Source organism: Shewanella pealeana ATCC 700345 (assembly GCF_000018285.1).
In the GTDB taxonomy this organism is placed as follows: domain Bacteria; phylum Pseudomonadota; class Gammaproteobacteria; order Enterobacterales; family Shewanellaceae; genus Shewanella; species Shewanella pealeana.
In genome coordinates this window covers 4,715,152-4,733,934 of the sequence record NC_009901.1, presented here as the reverse complement: position 1 = coordinate 4,733,934, position 18,783 = coordinate 4,715,152, and the positions used below count along the sequence as shown (strand labels likewise).

At 47.2% G+C, this 18,783-nt stretch carries 16 protein-coding genes; 6 read left to right on the top strand and 10 right to left on the bottom strand.

What is annotated here, in order from left to right; translation table 11 throughout:
- Positions 1-77: 77 nt before the first annotated feature.
- The 9 genes from SPEA_RS20410 to gmk all read right to left on the bottom strand — a co-directional run bounded on the left by SPEA_RS20410 (position 78) and on the right by gmk (position 10,775).
- Complete coding sequence (locus SPEA_RS20410) at positions 78-941, bottom strand: DUF3014 domain-containing protein (RefSeq protein ID WP_012157076.1); 864 nt, start codon at positions 939-941, stop codon at positions 78-80.
- A 141-nt stretch (positions 942-1,082) separates the two neighbouring features.
- Positions 1,083-3,158, bottom strand: a complete 2,076-nt coding sequence (gene recG, locus SPEA_RS20405; RefSeq protein WP_041411136.1) for an ATP-dependent DNA helicase RecG — start codon at positions 3,156-3,158, stop codon at positions 1,083-1,085.
- Positions 3,159-3,375: 217 nt separating this feature from the next.
- A complete protein-coding gene (locus tag SPEA_RS20400) occupies positions 3,376-4,299 on the bottom strand; it encodes a calcium/sodium antiporter (RefSeq protein ID WP_012157074.1) in 924 nt (307 codons plus the stop codon).
- Between the two features lie 180 nt (positions 4,300-4,479).
- On the bottom strand, positions 4,480-6,135 hold the full coding sequence (locus SPEA_RS20395; RefSeq protein ID WP_012157073.1) for an AMP-binding protein: 1,656 nt from the start codon (positions 6,133-6,135) through the stop codon (positions 4,480-4,482).
- A gap of 312 nt (positions 6,136-6,447) precedes the next feature.
- Complete coding sequence (trmH, locus tag SPEA_RS20390; protein WP_012157072.1) at positions 6,448-7,134, bottom strand: tRNA (guanosine(18)-2'-O)-methyltransferase TrmH; 687 nt, start codon at positions 7,132-7,134, stop codon at positions 6,448-6,450.
- A gap of 141 nt (positions 7,135-7,275) precedes the next feature.
- Positions 7,276-7,659, bottom strand: coding sequence for a deaminase RidA (ridA, locus tag SPEA_RS20385; RefSeq protein WP_012157071.1), 384 nt, complete (start codon positions 7,657-7,659; stop codon positions 7,276-7,278).
- Between the two features lie 27 nt (positions 7,660-7,686).
- A complete protein-coding gene (gene spoT, locus SPEA_RS20380; RefSeq protein ID WP_012157070.1) occupies positions 7,687-9,792 on the bottom strand; it encodes a bifunctional GTP diphosphokinase/guanosine-3',5'-bis pyrophosphate 3'-pyrophosphohydrolase in 2,106 nt (701 codons plus the stop codon).
- A gap of 13 nt (positions 9,793-9,805) precedes the next feature.
- A complete protein-coding gene (gene rpoZ / locus SPEA_RS20375; protein WP_012004474.1) occupies positions 9,806-10,090 on the bottom strand; it encodes a DNA-directed RNA polymerase subunit omega in 285 nt (94 codons plus the stop codon).
- A 61-nt stretch (positions 10,091-10,151) separates the two neighbouring features.
- Positions 10,152-10,775 (bottom strand): guanylate kinase, encoded by a 624-nt coding sequence (gmk, locus tag SPEA_RS20370; protein ID WP_041411657.1) that lies wholly within the window; start codon positions 10,773-10,775, stop codon positions 10,152-10,154.
- Positions 10,776-11,112: 337 nt separating this feature from the next.
- Here gmk and SPEA_RS20360 point away from each other — a divergent pair, with 337 nt between their 5' ends.
- From SPEA_RS20360 to SPEA_RS20350, 3 genes are all read left to right on the top strand, one after another.
- Complete coding sequence (locus SPEA_RS20360) at positions 11,113-12,240, top strand: DUF805 domain-containing protein (RefSeq protein ID WP_012157068.1); 1,128 nt, start codon at positions 11,113-11,115, stop codon at positions 12,238-12,240.
- Between the two features lie 127 nt (positions 12,241-12,367).
- Positions 12,368-13,273 carry a nucleotidyltransferase family protein gene (locus tag SPEA_RS20355; RefSeq protein ID WP_012157067.1) on the top strand — a complete coding sequence of 302 codons (906 nt, stop codon included), beginning with the start codon at positions 12,368-12,370 and terminating at the stop codon, positions 13,271-13,273.
- 97 nt (positions 13,274-13,370) lie between these two features.
- A complete protein-coding gene (locus SPEA_RS20350) occupies positions 13,371-14,438 on the top strand; it encodes a phosphotransferase enzyme family protein (RefSeq protein ID WP_012157066.1) in 1,068 nt (355 codons plus the stop codon).
- A 15-nt stretch (positions 14,439-14,453) separates the two neighbouring features.
- Here SPEA_RS20350 and SPEA_RS20345 read toward each other — a convergent pair whose 3' ends face one another.
- Positions 14,454-15,152 carry an SOS response-associated peptidase family protein gene (locus tag SPEA_RS20345; protein ID WP_012157065.1) on the bottom strand — a complete coding sequence of 233 codons (699 nt, stop codon included), beginning with the start codon at positions 15,150-15,152 and terminating at the stop codon, positions 14,454-14,456.
- 210 nt (positions 15,153-15,362) lie between these two features.
- On the opposite strand from SPEA_RS20345, the gene SPEA_RS20340 reads away from it, so the two are divergent.
- From SPEA_RS20340 to SPEA_RS20330, 3 genes are all read left to right on the top strand, one after another.
- Positions 15,363-16,622 carry a metal-dependent hydrolase family protein gene (locus tag SPEA_RS20340; RefSeq protein WP_012157064.1) on the top strand — a complete coding sequence of 420 codons (1,260 nt, stop codon included), beginning with the start codon at positions 15,363-15,365 and terminating at the stop codon, positions 16,620-16,622.
- Between the two features lie 190 nt (positions 16,623-16,812).
- The gene (locus SPEA_RS20335) at positions 16,813-18,255 is read left to right on the top strand and encodes a pyridoxal phosphate-dependent decarboxylase family protein (RefSeq protein WP_012157063.1); all 1,443 of its coding nucleotides are present in this window, start codon (positions 16,813-16,815) and stop codon (positions 18,253-18,255) included.
- A gap of 37 nt (positions 18,256-18,292) precedes the next feature.
- Positions 18,293-18,727, top strand: coding sequence for a hypothetical protein (locus SPEA_RS20330; RefSeq protein ID WP_012157062.1), 435 nt, complete (start codon positions 18,293-18,295; stop codon positions 18,725-18,727).
- The last annotated feature ends 56 nt before the right edge of the window (positions 18,728-18,783 follow it).

Below are 18,783 nucleotides of genomic sequence, written 5' to 3'. Positions count from 1 at the left end.
TAGCGTGGCAAATGTTAGGTCAAGATGTGAGCCCTGTTAATTCAGGGCTCTTAAAAGCGGATAATTTGCCTGCAGGCTTAGTTAAGATGTTTTTGTAGGCGGCGTAGTGCCGACTTTACCTTACGTGAGTTTTCAGGACCCATGCGGATCATCAGCTTCTGCGCATTAGGCAGTGCTTCTAGTTTAGGGTCGACAAACTGATAGTTAACGCTGACACCGTCTAGCTCAATTGGCTGCTCGATAATCGGCGCATCTAACATGACTTCGATGGCTTGCTGCATGCGATCATCAAACGAAATATCGCTGTAGCCTAGCTCTGCAAAGGCTTCACCGAGTAGCGGCGTCATCTCTTTGTAGGTCTTAGCGAGCTCTTGGTCATTTAAGCTTGCTAGGAAGTCGGCGTACAGGTCATATCTGTGGTAACTGTCTGGGTTGATATAGGTCTTATTGGCAATTTCCGATACGGTGAAGCTATTGCTAGGCGCCTTTAAAGGAGCCGTTTTGCGCGCCAACTCACCTTGCGCTAAGTTATCAACGAACACCACAAATTGACGTACTACATTATCTTCAATCAACAGAGGTTCAATCGCCATACCATCGGCAACTTCGATCACTTTTTGCTGCACATAGGTGTCGCTATCGGCTAGCGCGGGTAGTGGCTCAACTTCGGGGACTGGCTCCACTTCAGGTAGCTGAACAGGCACGGCTTCGACGATTTCGGGCTCTGGCACGGCTTCAGTTTCAAGTGGCTGTTCCGGAACTGGATCGGGGATCACCACTGGTGCAATGATTTGTGGCTCTTCGATTTTTTCGTTACCACTGAGGTAGTAGTAGCCGCCAGCAGATAGCGCTACAACGGCAACTATAGCCAGAATTGCCAGACCGTTGGTGCCAGAACTTTTTTCCTGTGGGGAAATTCTATCTTCTTGACTGAGTTGCATTTTAACTCCTCTGCGACAGCGTAGTGATACAACGAATAATAAAGTATAGCTTTAATCCATTTTGCAATATTCCAACGGATTGTCTATAGGCTAAGCCTCTATGAAGGATATTTAATTTGGAAAACGGCTCAAATTAGCACTTTACGCTTGTACAAACTGCTCTCTATCGCCTAACCAGCGCTCAATAATGGCATCGACACTATTTGGTGCTTGCTGCATAACGTGAGCTGCCAGTTTCTGTATATGGGGAATGAGCGCCTGATCGCGCATCAAGTCGGCAATTTTCATGTCGGCAATACCGGTTTGCTTGGTGCCTAGTACTTCGCCAGGGCCACGGATCTCCAGATCTTGCTGGGCAATAACAAAGCCATCATTACTTTGTCTCAGTACCCCAATCCGCTTGGTTGCCGTTGCCGATAATGGTGCCTTGTATAACAGCACGCAGTGACTGGCTACCGCGCCACGACCCACACGACCTCTAAGTTGGTGCAGCTGGGCTAGGCCCAAACGTTCAGGGTTTTCAATGATCATCAAGCTGGCATTGGGCACATCGACTCCAACCTCAATCACGGTCGTAGCAACCAGCAGGTTGAGTTCTCCGGCTTTGAAATCTGCCATGATCTGCTGCTTCTCAGCGGGCTTCATACGGCCATGCACTAGGCCAACTTTTAACTCGGGCAGAGCACGTTTAAGTTCTTCTGCCGTATCTTCAGCAGCCTGACATTCGAGGGCTTCAGACTCTTCAATTAAGGTGCAAACCCAATAGGCTTGGCGTTTGTCGTTAATTGCTGCCTGACGGACACGCTCGAGGACCTCTTCGCGGCGTTGTTCGGAAATAGCCACTGTGGTTACCGGGGTTCTTCCTGGCGGCAACTCATCGATAATAGAGGTGTCGAGATCGGCATAGGCGGTCATCGCCAAAGTACGCGGGATCGGGGTTGCCGTCATAATCAACTGGTGTGGATGAAAGCCCTGACTAATGCCTTTTTCACGCAGACCTAAGCGTTGGTGTACGCCAAATCTATGTTGCTCATCGATGATAATCAGCGCTAATTTATTAAACTGTACCTGCTCTTGGAAAATAGCATGGGTGCCAATCACAATATGGGCATCGCCAGATTCTATATCGGCTAATGACTGGGCTCTGGCCTTGCCTTTGAGTTTTCCTGCAAGCCAGCCGACTTTTAGCCCTAAAGGCTCAAACCAGCTCTTGAAATTGATTGCGTGTTGCTCGGCTAGTAATTCTGTTGGTGCCATCATTGCTACTTGATAGCCGCTCTCTATTGCCTGCAGTGCAGCTAAGGCGGCGACCAAGGTTTTACCTGAGCCCACATCGCCTTGTACCAATCGCATCATTGGCTCGTGCTTGGCCAAGTCTTGGGTGATGTCGGCGACAACTCGCTGCTGTGCGCCCGTAGGCTTAAAGGGCAAAGAGGCTAAAAATGGATTCAGTAGCTGACCCGTGGCATTCATACTGACCGCGCTATCACGGTTGCTGCGCTGGCGCAGTCGTAACATGCTCAGATTGTGAGCCAGTAACTCTTCTTGGATAAGACGTTGCTGCGCCGGATGCGTACCTTGCTCCAGCTCGAAAAGTGAAACCTGATTATTGGGCCTATGTAAGATCTGTAGCGCTTGTTTTAAATCTAAATTATTTGGCTGCAGGTTAGTGGGCAGCAGTTCCTGTAAGCCACCATTGTCTAGCATAGCGAGTGCTTGCTCGGTGAGCTTAATCCAACTGGCTTGCTTTAAGCCCTCGGTGGTTGGGTAGACAGGGGTCAGCGTATCGCTTAGCTGTAGGTCTTCACCCGGTGAGATGAGCTTGTATTCTGGATGAATAATTTCAACGCCGTGATTACTGCGGCGTATTTCACCGTAGGCTCTAATAGTCATGCCTATCTCTAAGCCGTTACGCTGGGCAACAGAGAAGTTAAAAAACCTTAGGGTTAAGCTGCCAGTATCATCGCGCACGGTGCAGGTGAGCATGCGCTTGCGGCCTTGAATAATTTGGCTCGACTGAATAATGGCTTCGATGGTGCCGTAACTGCCGGGATAAAGCGAGGCAATAGGATAGACTTGAGTGCGATCCTCGTAGCGCAGCGGCAGATGAAACAACAGATCTTGCACTGTTGTTATGCTCAACTTAGCTAGTCTCTCGGCCATCTTCTTCGCGACGCCTTTGAGATCTGTGATAGGAACAAGATCGAGTCTTTGCAAACTGTTAGCACTCAAACACTGTAAATTTATACATATATTATCAGAGTTATCGGTTTACGCAAATTTGGCGTTTATTGGTTTGGGAGTCAAGCAGCTAATTAATGTGGGCTGGGTGGCGACAGTCGTGAAGCATGTCAGCAGACTCGGGATAGACTGCCACAAAAAAGGCCTAAACTGCGACTGCAATTTAGGCCTTTTCTATCGAGTTACTTCAGGATTAAACTTGAGCAACCAGGTAGCCAATGTACACTAGGTAACCTAGTACTAACAGAGCTGCTTCACGGCGACCGATGCGTAAACCCGTGTAGGCAAACGGCAGTAAGATCATTGCAAAGGCAATCATTGAAATCCAGTCTAGCGTACTAATTTCGCTGCCAACAATCGGGTGGATAAGTGCGGTAACGCCCAAAATACCTAGAATATTGAACAGGTTTGAGCCAACCACGTTACCAATCGCGATATCGCTCTGACCTTTAAGCGCTGCCACAACCGAGGTAACAAGTTCTGGCATGCTGGTACCGATAGCCACGATAGTTAGGCCGATAATCACTTCGCTAATGCCGAATGATTTCGCCATAGCCACTGCGCCATCAACGAATAAGATCCCGCCGCCCACTAGCATGCTGATACCGATAACGATAAATAGCACAGATAGCATAGGGTTTTGCTTGGTATCTTCTACATCATCGTCAGTCTGCTTTTCGGCAGTGAAATAGCTAAAGGTTAAGTAAGCCACAAGTAGTGCAAATAGAATTGCGCCATCCCAGAAGCTTAAGCCGCCATCAAGTAGCAGGCTCCAGAACAGTAGCGATGCACCAATCATGATTGGAATATCACGGCGTACCATTTGTGACTCGATCTTAATCGGGCGAATAAGCGCTGTGATACCTAAAATCAGGCCGATGTTGGCGATGTTTGAGCCAATCACGTTACCTAAGGCGATGCCGCTATTGCCTGCAATTGCTGATTTTACGCTAACCGCAAGTTCAGGAGCACTGGTACCAAAGGCAACGATTGTTAGGCCGATGATAAGAGGCGTAAGCCCCAATCTAAGTGCGATTTGGCTTGCACCTCTAACTAAGGCTTCTGCGCCTATGGTCAGAATTAAAAAGCCGCCGAGTATCGACAATAAAATAAACATGATTAACTCTATAAATTGGATGTTTCTGAAAGGATGGCAAGAATAGTTTCTTTCAAAAATTGCGCAATAGAAAACTGCTTCTTAGTCATTAAATTTAGTTAATTGATGGTTTTTTATCCAGCAAATAAAAACGGCACCCCTGAAGAGTGCCGTATGCATGGCGATTAAAATAACTCTAGCTTAGATTTCATCTTCCCAGCAAACTTTTCCGCCACGAATGCCGTCGACCTTCTCACTAAACTTCTTCTCAAGCACATGGCGTTTAATCTTAAGGGTTGGAGTGAGTACGTCATTTTCAACATCCCAAGCTTCATTCACAATAACGATAGCATCGACTGTTTCATGTGACTCTAGGTGTGGGTTTACCGCATCTATGGTGTTTTTCAGCGATAGCCTTACTTCTTCCCTAGGTTGCAGTGTAGCGCCTTCAGACAATTGCACTAAGGCAATTGGGTGTGGCAGGCCTGAGCCGATAACACAGATCATCTCTATGTGAGGATCTTGTGCCAATTTGCGCTCAATCGGTACTGGAGCAACATACTTACCTTTCGAAGTCTTGAAGTTATCCTTAACACGGCCAGTAATGCTGACGTTGCCCTCATCATCGATAGAGCAGAGATCACCAGTGTGGAAGAAGCCATCGTCATCGAAGCTCTTAGCTGTCTCTTCCTCTTGCTTGTAATAACCTTGCATTAGGCCTGGGCTCTTAACTAGCAGCTCACCAACATCCGAACACTTGGCTTCACAGCCTTCGACCGCACGGCCAACGGAGCCAATTTTACGGGCATCAAATGGGTAGTTAATAATTGAGTAGGCGCAGTTTTCGGTCATGCCCCAAGCCTCACTGATATCGAGACCAATCTTGTGATACCACTCAACCAGTGATGGCGGGATCGGCGCAGAACCTGAGCCGAGCAGGTGGCAGTGCTCTAGACCTAAACCTTGATGAATTTTACGTTTTACTATGCTGCTAATGATCGGCACTTTAAGCAAAAAGTTAAGCTTGCTATAGCCAATCTTATCGATAATATTTTTCTGGAATAGGCTCCACAGGCGTGGCACTGAGAAGAATACTGTGGGTCTTGCACGCTGCACGTCGGCAACGAAGCTATCTAGGCTCTCGACGAAGGCAACACTACTACCTGAGTAGAAAGAAGAACCTTGAATCGCGACACGCTCGGTAATATGTGCCAGTGGCAAGTAAGACAGTAATCTGTCTTCGACGTCTGTTTTAAGGTCGCGTACTACCGCTGTGCAAGTCCAGGCATAGCTGGCAAAATTTTGAATCGCACCTTTAGGCTTACCAGTCGAGCCTGATGTATAGATGATGGTCATCACTTGCTCAGGTGTTGGCAGCGGCGCATCAATTAAAGGCTGGCCCATATTGAGCATCTTATCCCAATGATACTGAGATGGCATGGTGTCGTACGGCATAGCAATACGCAGAATATCGCCGCCAACACCCGCTTCTTGATCGGCCCAATAATCGAGCTTACCGATAAAAATTGCCTTAGCTTCACTGTGCTCTAGGGTGTAGCGAATAGTGTCTGCGTTAGCGGTAGGGTAGATGGGGACACTAATATAGCCGCCGTGCATCAGGGCTAAATCAGTAATAAACCATTCGGCACAGTTTTTAGAAAGCACGGCAACTTTGTCACCAGGATTGAGGCCAAGGTGTCTCAATGCGCCTGCAATCTGCTGCATCTTGGTTTGTACATCACGCCAAGTAAAAGTCTTATATTGGCCGTCAATAGGTTGCTTTAGGTAAACTTGATCACCTTGTTTTTCAACCCAATGTTCGAGCATTTCAATTGGGGTTTTCATAGAAGATTCCATCGCATTTCCATATTGATTGTTGTCGGTTCTAATTCAGCTTATACCTGTACTTTTGTTTTAATCGTTCGTTTAACAAGCTGTTGCAATCTTGATTATGGCGAAAAATGTGATCTAAGACAAACTTTTTCAAACGGGTGTTACAATTTTGTTGAATTGATTTTCAGGAGAATACTTAAAATTACTATAACGAGCAGGAGGGGATATAAAAATACCAGCGGCAAGCTGGTATTGATTATAGGTTTTGCATTTATTCCAAAAGCTGGCTCTTAGAACCTAGTCTTTGCAATGGCTCTTAGTAATAGTTCTAAGGAGTTATTCAGAAGGAGCCCGCATTTTTTGCCACCAGTCTTCATCCGCTACAATTTGGCCTTCTGCATCTATGGCTGGATAAGGCAGCTTCTTGCGGCGACAAGCCTTAGCATAAATAGGGTGCCCTTCCTCAAATAGCTTAATCTGGCAATAGGCGTCATCCAATTTTCGCGTGCCATACATGCCTGCCTCAGTGCGTTGACGTTGAGCTTCATACATAATCAGTGCGGCAGCAACGGATACGTTCAGTGATTGAACCATGCCTATCATTGGAATGATGATGTGTTGATCCGCAGCAGCTATGCCTTCAGGGCTGACGCCATCACGCTCGTTACCCATAATAACCACTGTAGGTTTGGTGTAATCAATCGCTCTGAAATCGACAGCGGTATCTGAAAAGGTCGTTGCTAGAATCTGCATGTCTTGATCGCGAAACGCTTCTACAGCTTGCGCCATACTCTGGTGTACGCGAGTCTTAACCCATTGTTGGCTGCCTGACGCCGTGTTGCCCGATACGCGCATTTCTAGTTCGGACCAAACCGCATGGACTTCATGTATGCCCGCCGCATCAGCGGTACGTAGCACGGCGGCAATGTTATTACCCTTGTGCACGGTATCTAGGCATACGGTGAGATCGGGTTGGCGGTTATCAAGCATTTGGTTGATGCGGGCGAAACGTTCAGGACTCATGATTGGCTTCTATTTTGTACTTTGGGTTAAGTTATTCGTTGCTGTTGGAGCGATAAACAAGGTTTAACGTGGCAAACGTTAAATAGCTAACGTTAAATAAAAAATGGGCGCCGTAGCGCCCATATGGTTGGCTGATGAGGATTAAATCTCCATCACTCCATCCATCTCAACCAGTGAGTCTTTTGGCAGTTGTTTAACACCAATAGCAGCACGAGCTGGGTAAGGTTGCTCAAAGTAGCGACCCATAATTTCATTTACGGTAGCGAAGTTGCTCAAGTCAGTCATAAAGATATTTAGCTTTACGATATCGCTTAATGAGCCGCCAGCGGCTTCACAAACGGCAGTTAGGTTGTCAAAGACTTGCACAACCTGAGCTTCAAACTCATCGCTAACCATTTCCATGGTCTCTGGAACAAGTGGGATTTGGCCTGATAAATAAACTGTGCTACCCACTTTAACCGCTTGAGAGTAAGTGCCAATTGCTTGTGGCGCTTTAGCGGTCGCGATGATTATTTTCTCTGCCATGATCTTTCCTTGTCTTTATTGAGTAAATTAACGGTTTCTCGATGTACGAAGTACCTCTGGAAGTACTCTGATCCGACGCATCACGTTAGCCAAATGAATGCGGTCTCGCACTGAAATACGTAGGTTGATGAGGAAAACTCGCCCATCACGCTCTTCAGTCGTTAAGTTATGAATGTTTGAACCTGCAGAGGCTACAATCGAGGTGATCTTGGCTAATGCACCTTGGTGGTTAACAATTTCAACCCTAAGGTTAGCTTGGTACTCGACGCCTTCAGCACTATCCCACTGTACAGGTATGTACTTGTCTGGCTCACCCTGATAGCCACGAATGTTAGCGCAGCTTTCCATGTGCACCACTAGGCCTTTACCTGGGCTTACATGGGCAATCACCGCGTCACCTGGAATTGGACGACAGCAGTTAGCGAAGGTCACTAGCATGCCTTCTGCGCCACGAATAGACATGGTAGGCACTTCTTTGTGCTCTTCTGTATGGAGCTGATCCCCAAGCAGTCGCTGTGCGATAACAATGCTCATGGCATTGCCTAGGCCAATATCGGCAAGTAGCGAGTTGAGTGAGTCATGCTTGGTATCACGAACGACCTTATCAATCTGCTCTTGAGATAAGCCATCTAACTTAGTTTCACCGAGCGCATGATTAAGCAGTCGCTTACCGAGTAGTACGGCATCATCTTCTTTCAGGCTTTTCAGTAGCTGACGGATTTTAGCTCGTGCCTTACCTGTCACTACAAAGTTGAGCCAGGCCGCATTTGGACGGGCGCCATTTGCGGTAATGATCTCTACGGTCTGACCGGAGATCAGTGGTTGACTGAGCGGGTAAGCTTGACGATTTACCTTGGCACCTACGCAGGTATTGCCCACGTCGGTGTGGACTTCGTAAGCGAAGTCGACCGGGGTAGCGCCCACTGGTAGCTCTAAAATACGGCCTTCAGGGGTGAACACGTAGATCTCTTCAGGGAAGAGCTCAGTCTTAAAGTTTTCAACAAATTCGAAAGAGGTACTCGCGCTTTGTTGGAGTTCCAACAAGCTTTGCATCCACTTACGAGCACGTACCTGAGTGGTGGTGCCTTGCTCGGCTGAGCTGCCTTTTTTGTACAGCCAGTGAGCCGCAACCCCTTTATCTGCCATCTGGTCCATATCTTCGGTACGAATTTGGATCTCAACCGGTACACCGTGAGGGCCAAAAAGCGAAGTATGCAGTGACTGATAGCCGTTAGCTTTAGGGATAGCGATATAATCTTTGAAGCGACCAGGATGTGGCTTATAAAGGCCATGCATGGCGCCCATGACGCGATAACAGGTATCGATGGAGTCAACGATGACTCTAAAGGCATAGATATCCATGACTTCTTGGAACTGCAGCTCTTTATTACGCATCTTGTTGTAGATGGAATAAAGGTTCTTCTCGCGTCCCTTTACTGTGCCCTCTAGGCCAGTATCTTCAAGGCGAGTATTGATCGCGCCTTCAATGCTTAGGATAAGCTCTTTACGATTACCACGAGCGGCTTTGACCACCTCTCTAAGCACACGATATCGCATTGGGTAGTAGGCTTGAAAACCTAATTCCTCTAACTCACTCTTAATATTATGAATACCAAGGCGGTTGGCGATCGGGGCGTAAATTTCGAGGGTTTCTCGGGCGATGCGACGGCGCTTATCAGGCCGTAGAGCACCTAAGGTGCGCATATTGTGGGTTCTATCGGCAAGCTTGATTAAGATGACTCGAATATCTTGGGTCATCGCCATCATCATTTTGCGGAAGTTTTCGGCTTGAGCTTCTTTCTTATCGCGAAATTTGAGTTTATCGAGCTTGGAGACGCCTTCAACCAATTCAGCAATAGACTCGCTGAATATTTCAGCCAGCTCTTCTTTGGTTACTGGGGTGTCTTCGATAGTGTCGTGCAAGAGAGCGGCCATAAGCGTCTCATGATCGAGACGCATATCGGCCAGGATGCGGGCAACCGCAACCGGGTGGGTAATATAAGGTTCGCCACTCGTGCGCATCTGACCTTCATGGGCATCACGCGCCACCTGATAGGCCTGCTTGAGTAATTCTACCTGCTCAGGTTCTAAATAACCTGAGGCAGACTCCTTGAGACCTTCAAACAGATACAAGTGACTCTACTCCTTATATGACGTTGTTGCGGCCTTCAGCGATGGCAGCAACAGCAGCGATTTCAGCTGCTTCACGTTCACGAACTGTTTGGCGCTCATCGGCATCCAAAGTATCAGCTGTGACTAAACCTAGCTCGATTTCGCGCAGGGCGATAACCGTTGGTTTGTCGTTCTCTTCTTCAACCATAGGGTCTTTACCCTGAACAGCGATTTGGCGAGCACGACGCGCTGCAACCAGAATCATATCAAAACGGTTGCCGATTTGGTTTACGGCATCTTCTACAGTTACGCGAGCCATGTTTGGAAACTCCAGTGTTTTATCGATTGAAAAAATGACGCAAAATTGTACATGAAGACAGTTAGCCTGCCAACAGATCTTTAATCATACCATTCTGCGTATGAATTTGGCTAGCAGAGGTTAATCTTTGGCTGCGAATGATCGCTAATAAATCGGCTAATGCTTTGTCGAAATCATCGTTAACAATAACGAAGTCATATTCATTGTAGTGTGACATCTCTGAAACCGCCTGTGCCATGCGGCCCGCAATCACTTCAGCGGTGTCTTGTCCGCGGCCTGTTAGGCGGCGTTCTAGCTCAGTTTTTGACGGCGGGAGAATGAAAACGCCAATCGATTCAGGCATCAGCTCTTTAACTTGCTGCGCACCCTGCCAGTCGATATCGAGAAAGACGTCGATACCTTGCGCGAGTGTTTGCTCAATCGTGACACGAGAGGTGCCATAATAGTTACCAAATACTTCTGCCCACTCAAAAAAAGCGCCATCGGCAATTAAGCTCTTAAACTCGTCTTGATTAACGAAGTGATAGTGCTGACCATTCTCTTCACCTGGACGCGGCTGCCTTGTGGTGTGCGAAACTGAAACTTGCATATCTACAGGCTGGTCTCGTAACAGGGCCGAAATAAGCGATGATTTACCTGCGCCACTTGGCGCCGAGACGATAAATAGGTTTCCGCGAGCGGTCATTAGCTGCATATCCGATGTTTGTGCCAATAGAGCTGTTGTTAGCTAAACTGGACGGTAAAAAGGTTAAGCGAGCCATTATACAGCCTAGGGTGATATTTGCGCTAGTCGCAGTTAGGATAAATCATCTTGTTAGATCGGATTTTTATTGGGCCTATTCTGCTCTGTCTGATTTATCTTTAATGATAAAATTGCCCGAAAACACTGACATTGAGAGGCAAATTCGGTAGTCTACTTCTTTGCTTTTATGCTTTCGCCTGGGCATAAAATTTGGGTGTGCTGTGACTGCTTAGATAGGGTGCACTGCCGAATCGTGGATCATTGTTAAGGTCGTAAATATATGCAGTTTAAGTCATTCTTGTGTGTTAATGGTATCGATAATGGACAGCGTTTTTCTGTCATTAGTGGATTGATTTATTTCATCTTATTGTTAGCCGTGGTGCTATTTAGCCCTTCGGCTCCCCTGTATCTTGTTGCCATTTTACTCACGCCTATATTGGCTTTGACCAGTCTGCGTCGCCTACGTGACAGTGAAAAGTCACCAAAGTTAATGTTATTAACAATGGTGCCATTTTGGTTGGTGCTAATAACCTTAGTGCATATTCACAGCATGATGCTGTTGTTGACGTTATTGGTCGTTGCAGGCCTAGCGATTGGTTATTTAGCCTTGTTACCTGGGGAATCTGGCGCCAATTATGTGCAGGGCTATTCTGGTCCCGTCGATATGAGTTCGAGCAAAGTAACGATTGATAAGACAAGTCAGCGGGTCAGAGTCGAGCCGACCTTAGGTGGCGATGAGAATGTGACGACCAGTTTTGCGACAAATAGCGGCACCGAATTTATGCAGGCCGAGGAGCAGGAGCTCGCTCAAAATGATCATGCTTCTGGCAGGGATGATCAGCCTTTGCGCAAAAGGGCTAAACCGGCAGCATTTAATATGGCTCAGCTGCAGCAGGCACTGCAGATTAATCAGAAGTGGTTATTTGGCATCGCGGGTGTGTTAGTCAGTGTCATGCTTATTGCTAGTATCTGGTCACTTATTCCTAGCTCTGAGCCCGAAGTCGAAACCGCGGCATTGCCTGAAAACAGTATAGATACTACTGCTCAGGCCGAGCGGATCTCGACATCGATGCCAGATGGCTTTAGCTTAGTGCTTGAAGATGATCTATTGATCATGCGCTGGCTCGGTGAAAGCGGTTCACCAAGCAAACTATGGTCTTTGGCTACGGCAAAAGGCGATAAAACTTGCTCACGACTGCGCTTTAATGACGGCACCGAATATCGTCCGCTTGTGGTTGAACTACTTGCAGATACGGGCACCGAAGCTCGATTTTCCCCTCTGGATACCGAAGCGATTATTGTCGACATGGCAAGAGGCGGTAACGTCAGCCTTTGCGGCTATAACTTCAGTCTGAAGGGCAGCCAAGCCGCACTGGGTAAGGTAGCCGCTTTTCGCACTTATTTATAAGCTTAGTGCAGAGCTTGCCTGCGTCGATTAGCGCTGGATATTAGTCTGTAGACTCATTAAACTGCTTCGCCTTGTCGTGGTGGGCACTTTAATCACTTGAGAGAGTGTCATTGTTTGAGAGAGAGTCATGAGTAACAACAAGCAGGATTTAACCTTAGTGATCCTAGCCGCGGGTTTAGGTAGCCGATTTGGCGGCGATAAACAGTTGGCGCAGCTTGGGCCTAATGGTGAAACCATGTTGGAGCTATCGTTAAAGAGTGCCTATAACGCTGGCTTCAGTCGCGCAGTGCTGGTGATCCGTCCCGAGTTGACTGACATGCTAGACGAGGCGCTTGCTGGAAAGCTAGCCGATGACTTTAGCTGCGAGTATTGCATTCAATCACTGGATGATTTACCGAATTCAGCCCGTGGATTTGTCGATGTCGCCCAGCGCCAGAAACCTTGGGGCACAGCGCATGCTCTTTGGAGTGCGAGAAATCACGTTCACGGCCCCATGGCCGTGATCAATGCCGACGATTTTTATGGTGACAGCGCCTTTAGTTTACTCGCAGAAGGATTATCCGCAGCAGATAATGACTGGATGATGGTCGCCTATCCAATCGGTCTAACCCTGTCTGAAAATGGCGGCGTCAACCGAGGTTTATGTCAGGTTGAGGCGGGCAAGCTGGTCGATGTCGCCGAATGGCTTGATATTCGCTGTGAAGCATCGGGGTTAACTGGTACGTTAGATGAGCAGCGTCTAGCTATTGCCGATGATGCCGTGGTTTCGATGACTTGCTGGGGCTTTAAGCCCGATATTTTCGAGGTGATTGAGCAGCAGTTTAGTCATTTCCTTAAGGATAATGGTCAGCATCCGAAAGCCGAGTGTTACTTGCCAACTGTGGTGCAAGCTAGACTCGATGCTCGCTCAGAGACTCAAACTGACAAGGTGGTTAATGTCAGCGTTGCTAAGGAGTCCTGGTACGGCGTGACCTACCCAGAAGATGTGAATTGGGTAAGAGAAAAATTGCAGCAAACCCTTAGCAAAGATTAATAGCGGTAAGCTAATTTCATATTTAACAATGAGCTGCAAGGAAGGTCTGGAGAAACAAGCCCAGATAGCAGAGATACAGAGATAACTGGAGTGTTGGGTGATTGATTTTATAAGACAAAATGTTTTGTCGCATTTTGGTGTTGATGCAGATAGCGCCAAAGTGTCTCCATTAGGGAATGGCCATATTAACCATACTTTTTTGGTACGTGGTATCGATAGTGAATTTGTGCTGCAAAAGATTAATACCGAAGTATTTAAGACGCCGTCAGCCTTGGTTAACAATGCCCACAAGGTTAGCCAGCATTTACAGCATAAAGCCGCGGCCGATGAGTATCGTTTGCAGGTGGTTTCCCCCGAGCTTACCGCCGACGGCACACTTTTTGTCGACTTAGGCGAGCAAGGGTTCTGGCGCGCGATTAATTATCTTCCCCATAGCCATAGTATCGATGTAGTTGGCTGCGAAGCCGATGCTGAGATGGCGGCTAAGGCTTTCGGGCATTTCTCCTGCGCCTTAACAGAGCTTGATGCCGAGCAGCTTGAAGACGTTATCCCCAACTTTCATCATCTTCCTGGCCGCATTGAGTTATTGGCTCAGGCGGCAGCCAGTAACCCTCAAGGTCGACTCGGCGAATGTCAGCAGTGGCTTGAGTATGTGATGTCACAGACAGAGTTACTCCAAGAATTGGTTGAGGTCGAAGCTAAGCTTCCACGCCGCATCTGCCATAACGACACCAAAATTAACAACATGTTGTTTGATAAGCGAGACATGTCCAGCCTTGCCATTATCGACTTAGATACCTGCATGAAAGGCTATCTGATGTATGATTTTGGCGACATGGTGCGAACCTTCTGTAGCCCTGAAGAGGAAGACTCGATCGCGCTAGATAAGGTGCAGGTGAGAGAGTCGATTTTTGGCGCCATCTGTAAAGGATACCTAAGTGAGCTAGGTGCAGTGCTTAATGATGATGAGCGTAAGAGTTTATGGTTAGGTGCTAGAGTGATGTGCTTGATGATAGGGGTGAGATTCTTAACCGACCACCTCAATGGCGATGTCTATTTTCAAATTCACCATGCTGGGCATAACCTAGAGCGCGCCGCCAACCAGTTTACCTTGTATCAAAGTTTACTGGATCAGCAAGACACCTTAAGTGCTTATCTTAACTAGACGTTCAGTTAAGGCCTAGACATAATAGTCGTTAGGAATAAGCCGAGCAGTTTGACCAATAGGTTGATACTGGCTTGGCTTATTTATTTGCTGCACCATAAAGTCATGCCTCAAAGCTGGCTTGAGTAAGTCATCAAACATCTCTATCTGCTGGTTAGCAGGATTTAACCAGGCATCAATCACTTCATCATTTTGCGGCAAAATCATCGGGCTAGCCTTGCTGTGATAAGGCAGTAGATCTGGGTGCGGTGGATTGGTGATGATGGAACAGGATGTGGTGGTTTCACCCGTCTTAGGATGTTGCCATTCTCGAAACAGACCACCAAATACTATCGCTGAGTTCTCGGCGATAAAATCATGATAATACACCTCTTTGCCACGCTTCTCAGTTTCACCAAAGCCACTGGCTACAACTACACAACGACTCTCTCTAAATGGCTTAAAGCCTGCGCTATTGGGCGTGTTCAGTTTATCAAAGCGGGTGTTAAATGAGGTGTAATGGCAGGGCTTGAAGCCTTCATAGCAAGTCTCAAGCAGTAACCACCAAGTGGCGGTTTGTAATCTGCGCTCACCATCGATTTCGCGGACGATGCTAATGTCATTGGTTGGCATTTTAAAGCGTCCAAACAGCATCTCCTCAGCGTTCTTCACTCGCAAGTCTTGCATCAGCGCTTGTACAAACATGTCATCGATAATATTGAGTCGGCCGCACATAAATCATTACCGTAAAGAAATCACCCTATTGAGTATATGAACGATTTTGAACTGAGTATAGCGTGAGTTGAAAAGGGGATGAGCTGTAGAGGTTCATAGTTAATTGTTAGTGTCACTAAATGGCCATTTATTTGAGAGGGCTGTTGGTAAGATTTGTTCATCAGTTAGATGAAATCATCTTAGTGAAGCAATGCTACCGAGGAATTAAACATGAACAAGCTAATCATTAATGCGAATGTTTTTAACGGCACAGACAATGCGCTAATAGAGAACGTCTCAATTCTTATCGAAGATAACTTAATCGTTAAAATTGGTGAGATAGATCAATCCGTTGCAGACCAAGTTATCGATGCTAAAGGCGGCACTGTAATGCCAGGGCTTATTGATGCGCACGTTCATATCACCCTGTCGGCGCCTTTCAATGTTATCGACACCATGACCCGTGAAGAGGTGGCTATTCGCTCTGCACGAATTTCAGAAGAGATGTTAATGCGCGGCTTTACTACCGTTCGTGACGTCGCGGGTAATACCTTAGGTCTTAAAAAGAGTATCGATAACGGTTACGCAAAGGGCCCGCGCATCTTGCCGTCTATGGCGGCCGTTTCTCAAACAAGCGGACATTCAGACTATCGCCAAAACCAAGCGCAAGAAAGAATTGGCCAACATGAAGACTCGCCTATGATGAAACTGGGGGCGATGAAGGTGGCCGATGGCCGTGCCGAGGTATTAAAAGCGGTACGTGAGCAACTGTTTATGGGGGCATCGCAAATCAAGATCATGGCAGGTGGCGGCGCGTCATCAACCTTCGACCCGCTCGATACGCTGCAGTTTACCCTAGATGAGATGAAGGCCGCTGTGGAGGTGGCTACAGATTACGGCACTTATGTTGCGGCGCATATCCATACTGCAGACGCAATGCGCCGAGCCGCTGAGGCGGGAGTCATGTCGTTTGAGCATGCCACCATTATGGACGATGACATTGCTAAAACGATTAAAGATAAAGGGATTTGGGTGATCCCATCTTACTTTACCTCGTCCTTGATCGCAGAGCGTAAGATCCCGCTGCCAAATGAAGAGACCTATCGTAAAACCGAGCGTGTGGGTAAGGCGATGCTAAAGTCAGCTGAGTTAATCAAGAAGTATCAGATCGACAATATTGCCTTTGGTACCGACTGCGTAGGCGAAACGAATGTGCATGCAACGCAGCTCAACGAGCTTGCTGCCATTGAGCAAACCTTTGACACGATTACCGCGCTACGTATGGTGACCTCAAACTGTGGGCGATTATTTGAAATGTCGACCTATCAGCATCCGTATCTGGAGGGCCGTTTAGGTCAAGTGGTTGAAGGTGCCTATGCCGATCTGCTCATTATCGATGGTAATCCATTTGAGGGAGTCGCCAGTGTCGCTGACACCAGTAAGCAAAAAGTGATTATGAAAGACGGCGTCATCTACAAAAACACGCTGTAATAGGAACTGTCATTGCGACTTAACGGCCTAAAAATGGCACTTAGTTCACACAACTAAGTGCCGTTTTTGTATCTGCAATATAGCGCACTTTTGCAGGTGTTCGCTTTTGTTTTGGCTGTCACCAAATGGCCATTTTATAAAAATATTGCTGGTATATTAGACGGACATTCCTACTTGAAGAGTATTAAACATGTCACATCATTTTAAAGATTACCGCGGTTCACTTGAGCGTTCTTTAGAGCATGCTGTCTCGTACCTTGAGTCGCTAGATGAACGACCTGTCGCTAAAGAGATCACGTCGCAGCAACTACGAGATTTAATTGCGGGTGAAATGCCACAGCAAGCTACAGCGCCAGAGCAGGTTATCGATGAAATGGCATATGCGCTCGATGCGGGTCTTGTCGCCTCTGGTGGACCGAGATTTTTTGGTTATGCCATCGGCGGGACGTTCCCTGCGGCATTAGCTGCAGACTGGCTAGTCAGTGCGTGGGATCAAAATGTGCCCTACTACGTGTCGAGCCCAGCAATGGCTGTTGCCGAAGAAACGGCAGCCGAGTGGATGGTAGAGTTACTTGGCTTGACTAAGGGCTCTGCGGTTGGTTTTACTTCAGGCGCTCAAGAAGCGATTTATACCTCGTTAATCACCGCGCGTAATTCACTGCTAGAAAATGCAGGATGGGATGTGGCCACTAAAGGCCTGTATGGCGCGCCACAGGTGAATGTGGTCGTCAGTGATCAAATTCACTCAACCATTAAGCGCGCGCTTTCGATGATAGGTTTGGGGATTGAAACCATAGTTAAGGTGCCGACTGACGATAATCTTCGCCTTATTCCACAAGAGCTTGAGCGGGTATTAGCCGACATTAACGGCCCAACACTGGTTTGTGCCCAAGCGGGTTGTATCGATTCAGGGGCATTCGATCCTTTCGATGAGATTGCAGATGCCGTTGCTAATCATGGTAATGCTTGGCTACATGTGGATGGCGCAATCGGTCTGTGGGCCGCTGCGAGCGACAAGCAGAAGCATCTATTAAAAGGGATTGAGCGAGCGGATTCCATCGATACCGACGGCCATAAGTGGTTCAACATGCCTTATGACTGCGGCATGGTGATAGTGAAAGATCCTGCCAAGATCACCTCGGCAATGGGGGGCGGAAACATGGGGGATTACCTTAATGATGCGATGGAGAAGCCTGATCGTAACGCGATTAACTTTGGTATTGCCGCATCGAGACGTGCCCGTGGCCTGCCTGTATACGCCGCGTTTAAGTCGCTTGGTAAGCAAGGCATCGTTGACCATTTAGATAACTGCTGCGCCTTAGCCAAACGCATGGCGGATATTTTGAGAGAAGTAGAGGGCATCACAATTCTTAATGATGTGGTATCGAATCGATTCTCTGCGCAATTTGGCACAGGTGATGTCGAGTATCGCAACGAGCTAACAGCCCGTGTGGTACATAGACTGCAGCAAGAGGGTTACCTTTACCCCTCTACATCTGGATACAAGGGCTTAAAGACCATGCTGTTTTCAGTGCTGAATTATCACACATCGATAGAGGATATTGATAATTCAGCGATGAAAATTATTGAAGCTTTTAACACTGAAAAAGCGATATTTGTTAAGCCGGCTTAACGATATGAACTCAACGAGCAAAGAGAGTGGAGGAAGTATGACTCAGCAACGATTTGTAGGTTATAGCCTAGCGGTATTGGTTTATTTAACTGTGCTCAATTTCTTTAATGAGTATTGGCACTGGGTTTCCATTGAGTCCTTCAGCGTTTCACTTGTTGCAGCACTGCTTTTGCTGACGCTACTTAAGCTGTCGATTAAAACTGAGCATAAGGTGGCCGCCTTTTTTAAGGCTAAACCGGGTAGGGCAGCAAAAGTATACCGAGGCATTAGCACTTACATTATCTTGGTGGGCAGCAAGTTTATGATCCTTGAAGCGATAAATGTGATGTTTGGCGAAAAGGTCACATTTAGCGGTCCCTTCAATGGTGTCGTCGCTTTCTTTGCCGTTGTGTTTACCATCTTAATTTCAGAATTTATGGTTTCAAAAGTCTATGCAGCACTAGGTGACACTAAAATGCTTAAAGTTGCATAGCTAGAGACTTAAGTGCAGTGATGCCGCATTGGAATAAACCGCCGTAAGGGCGGTTT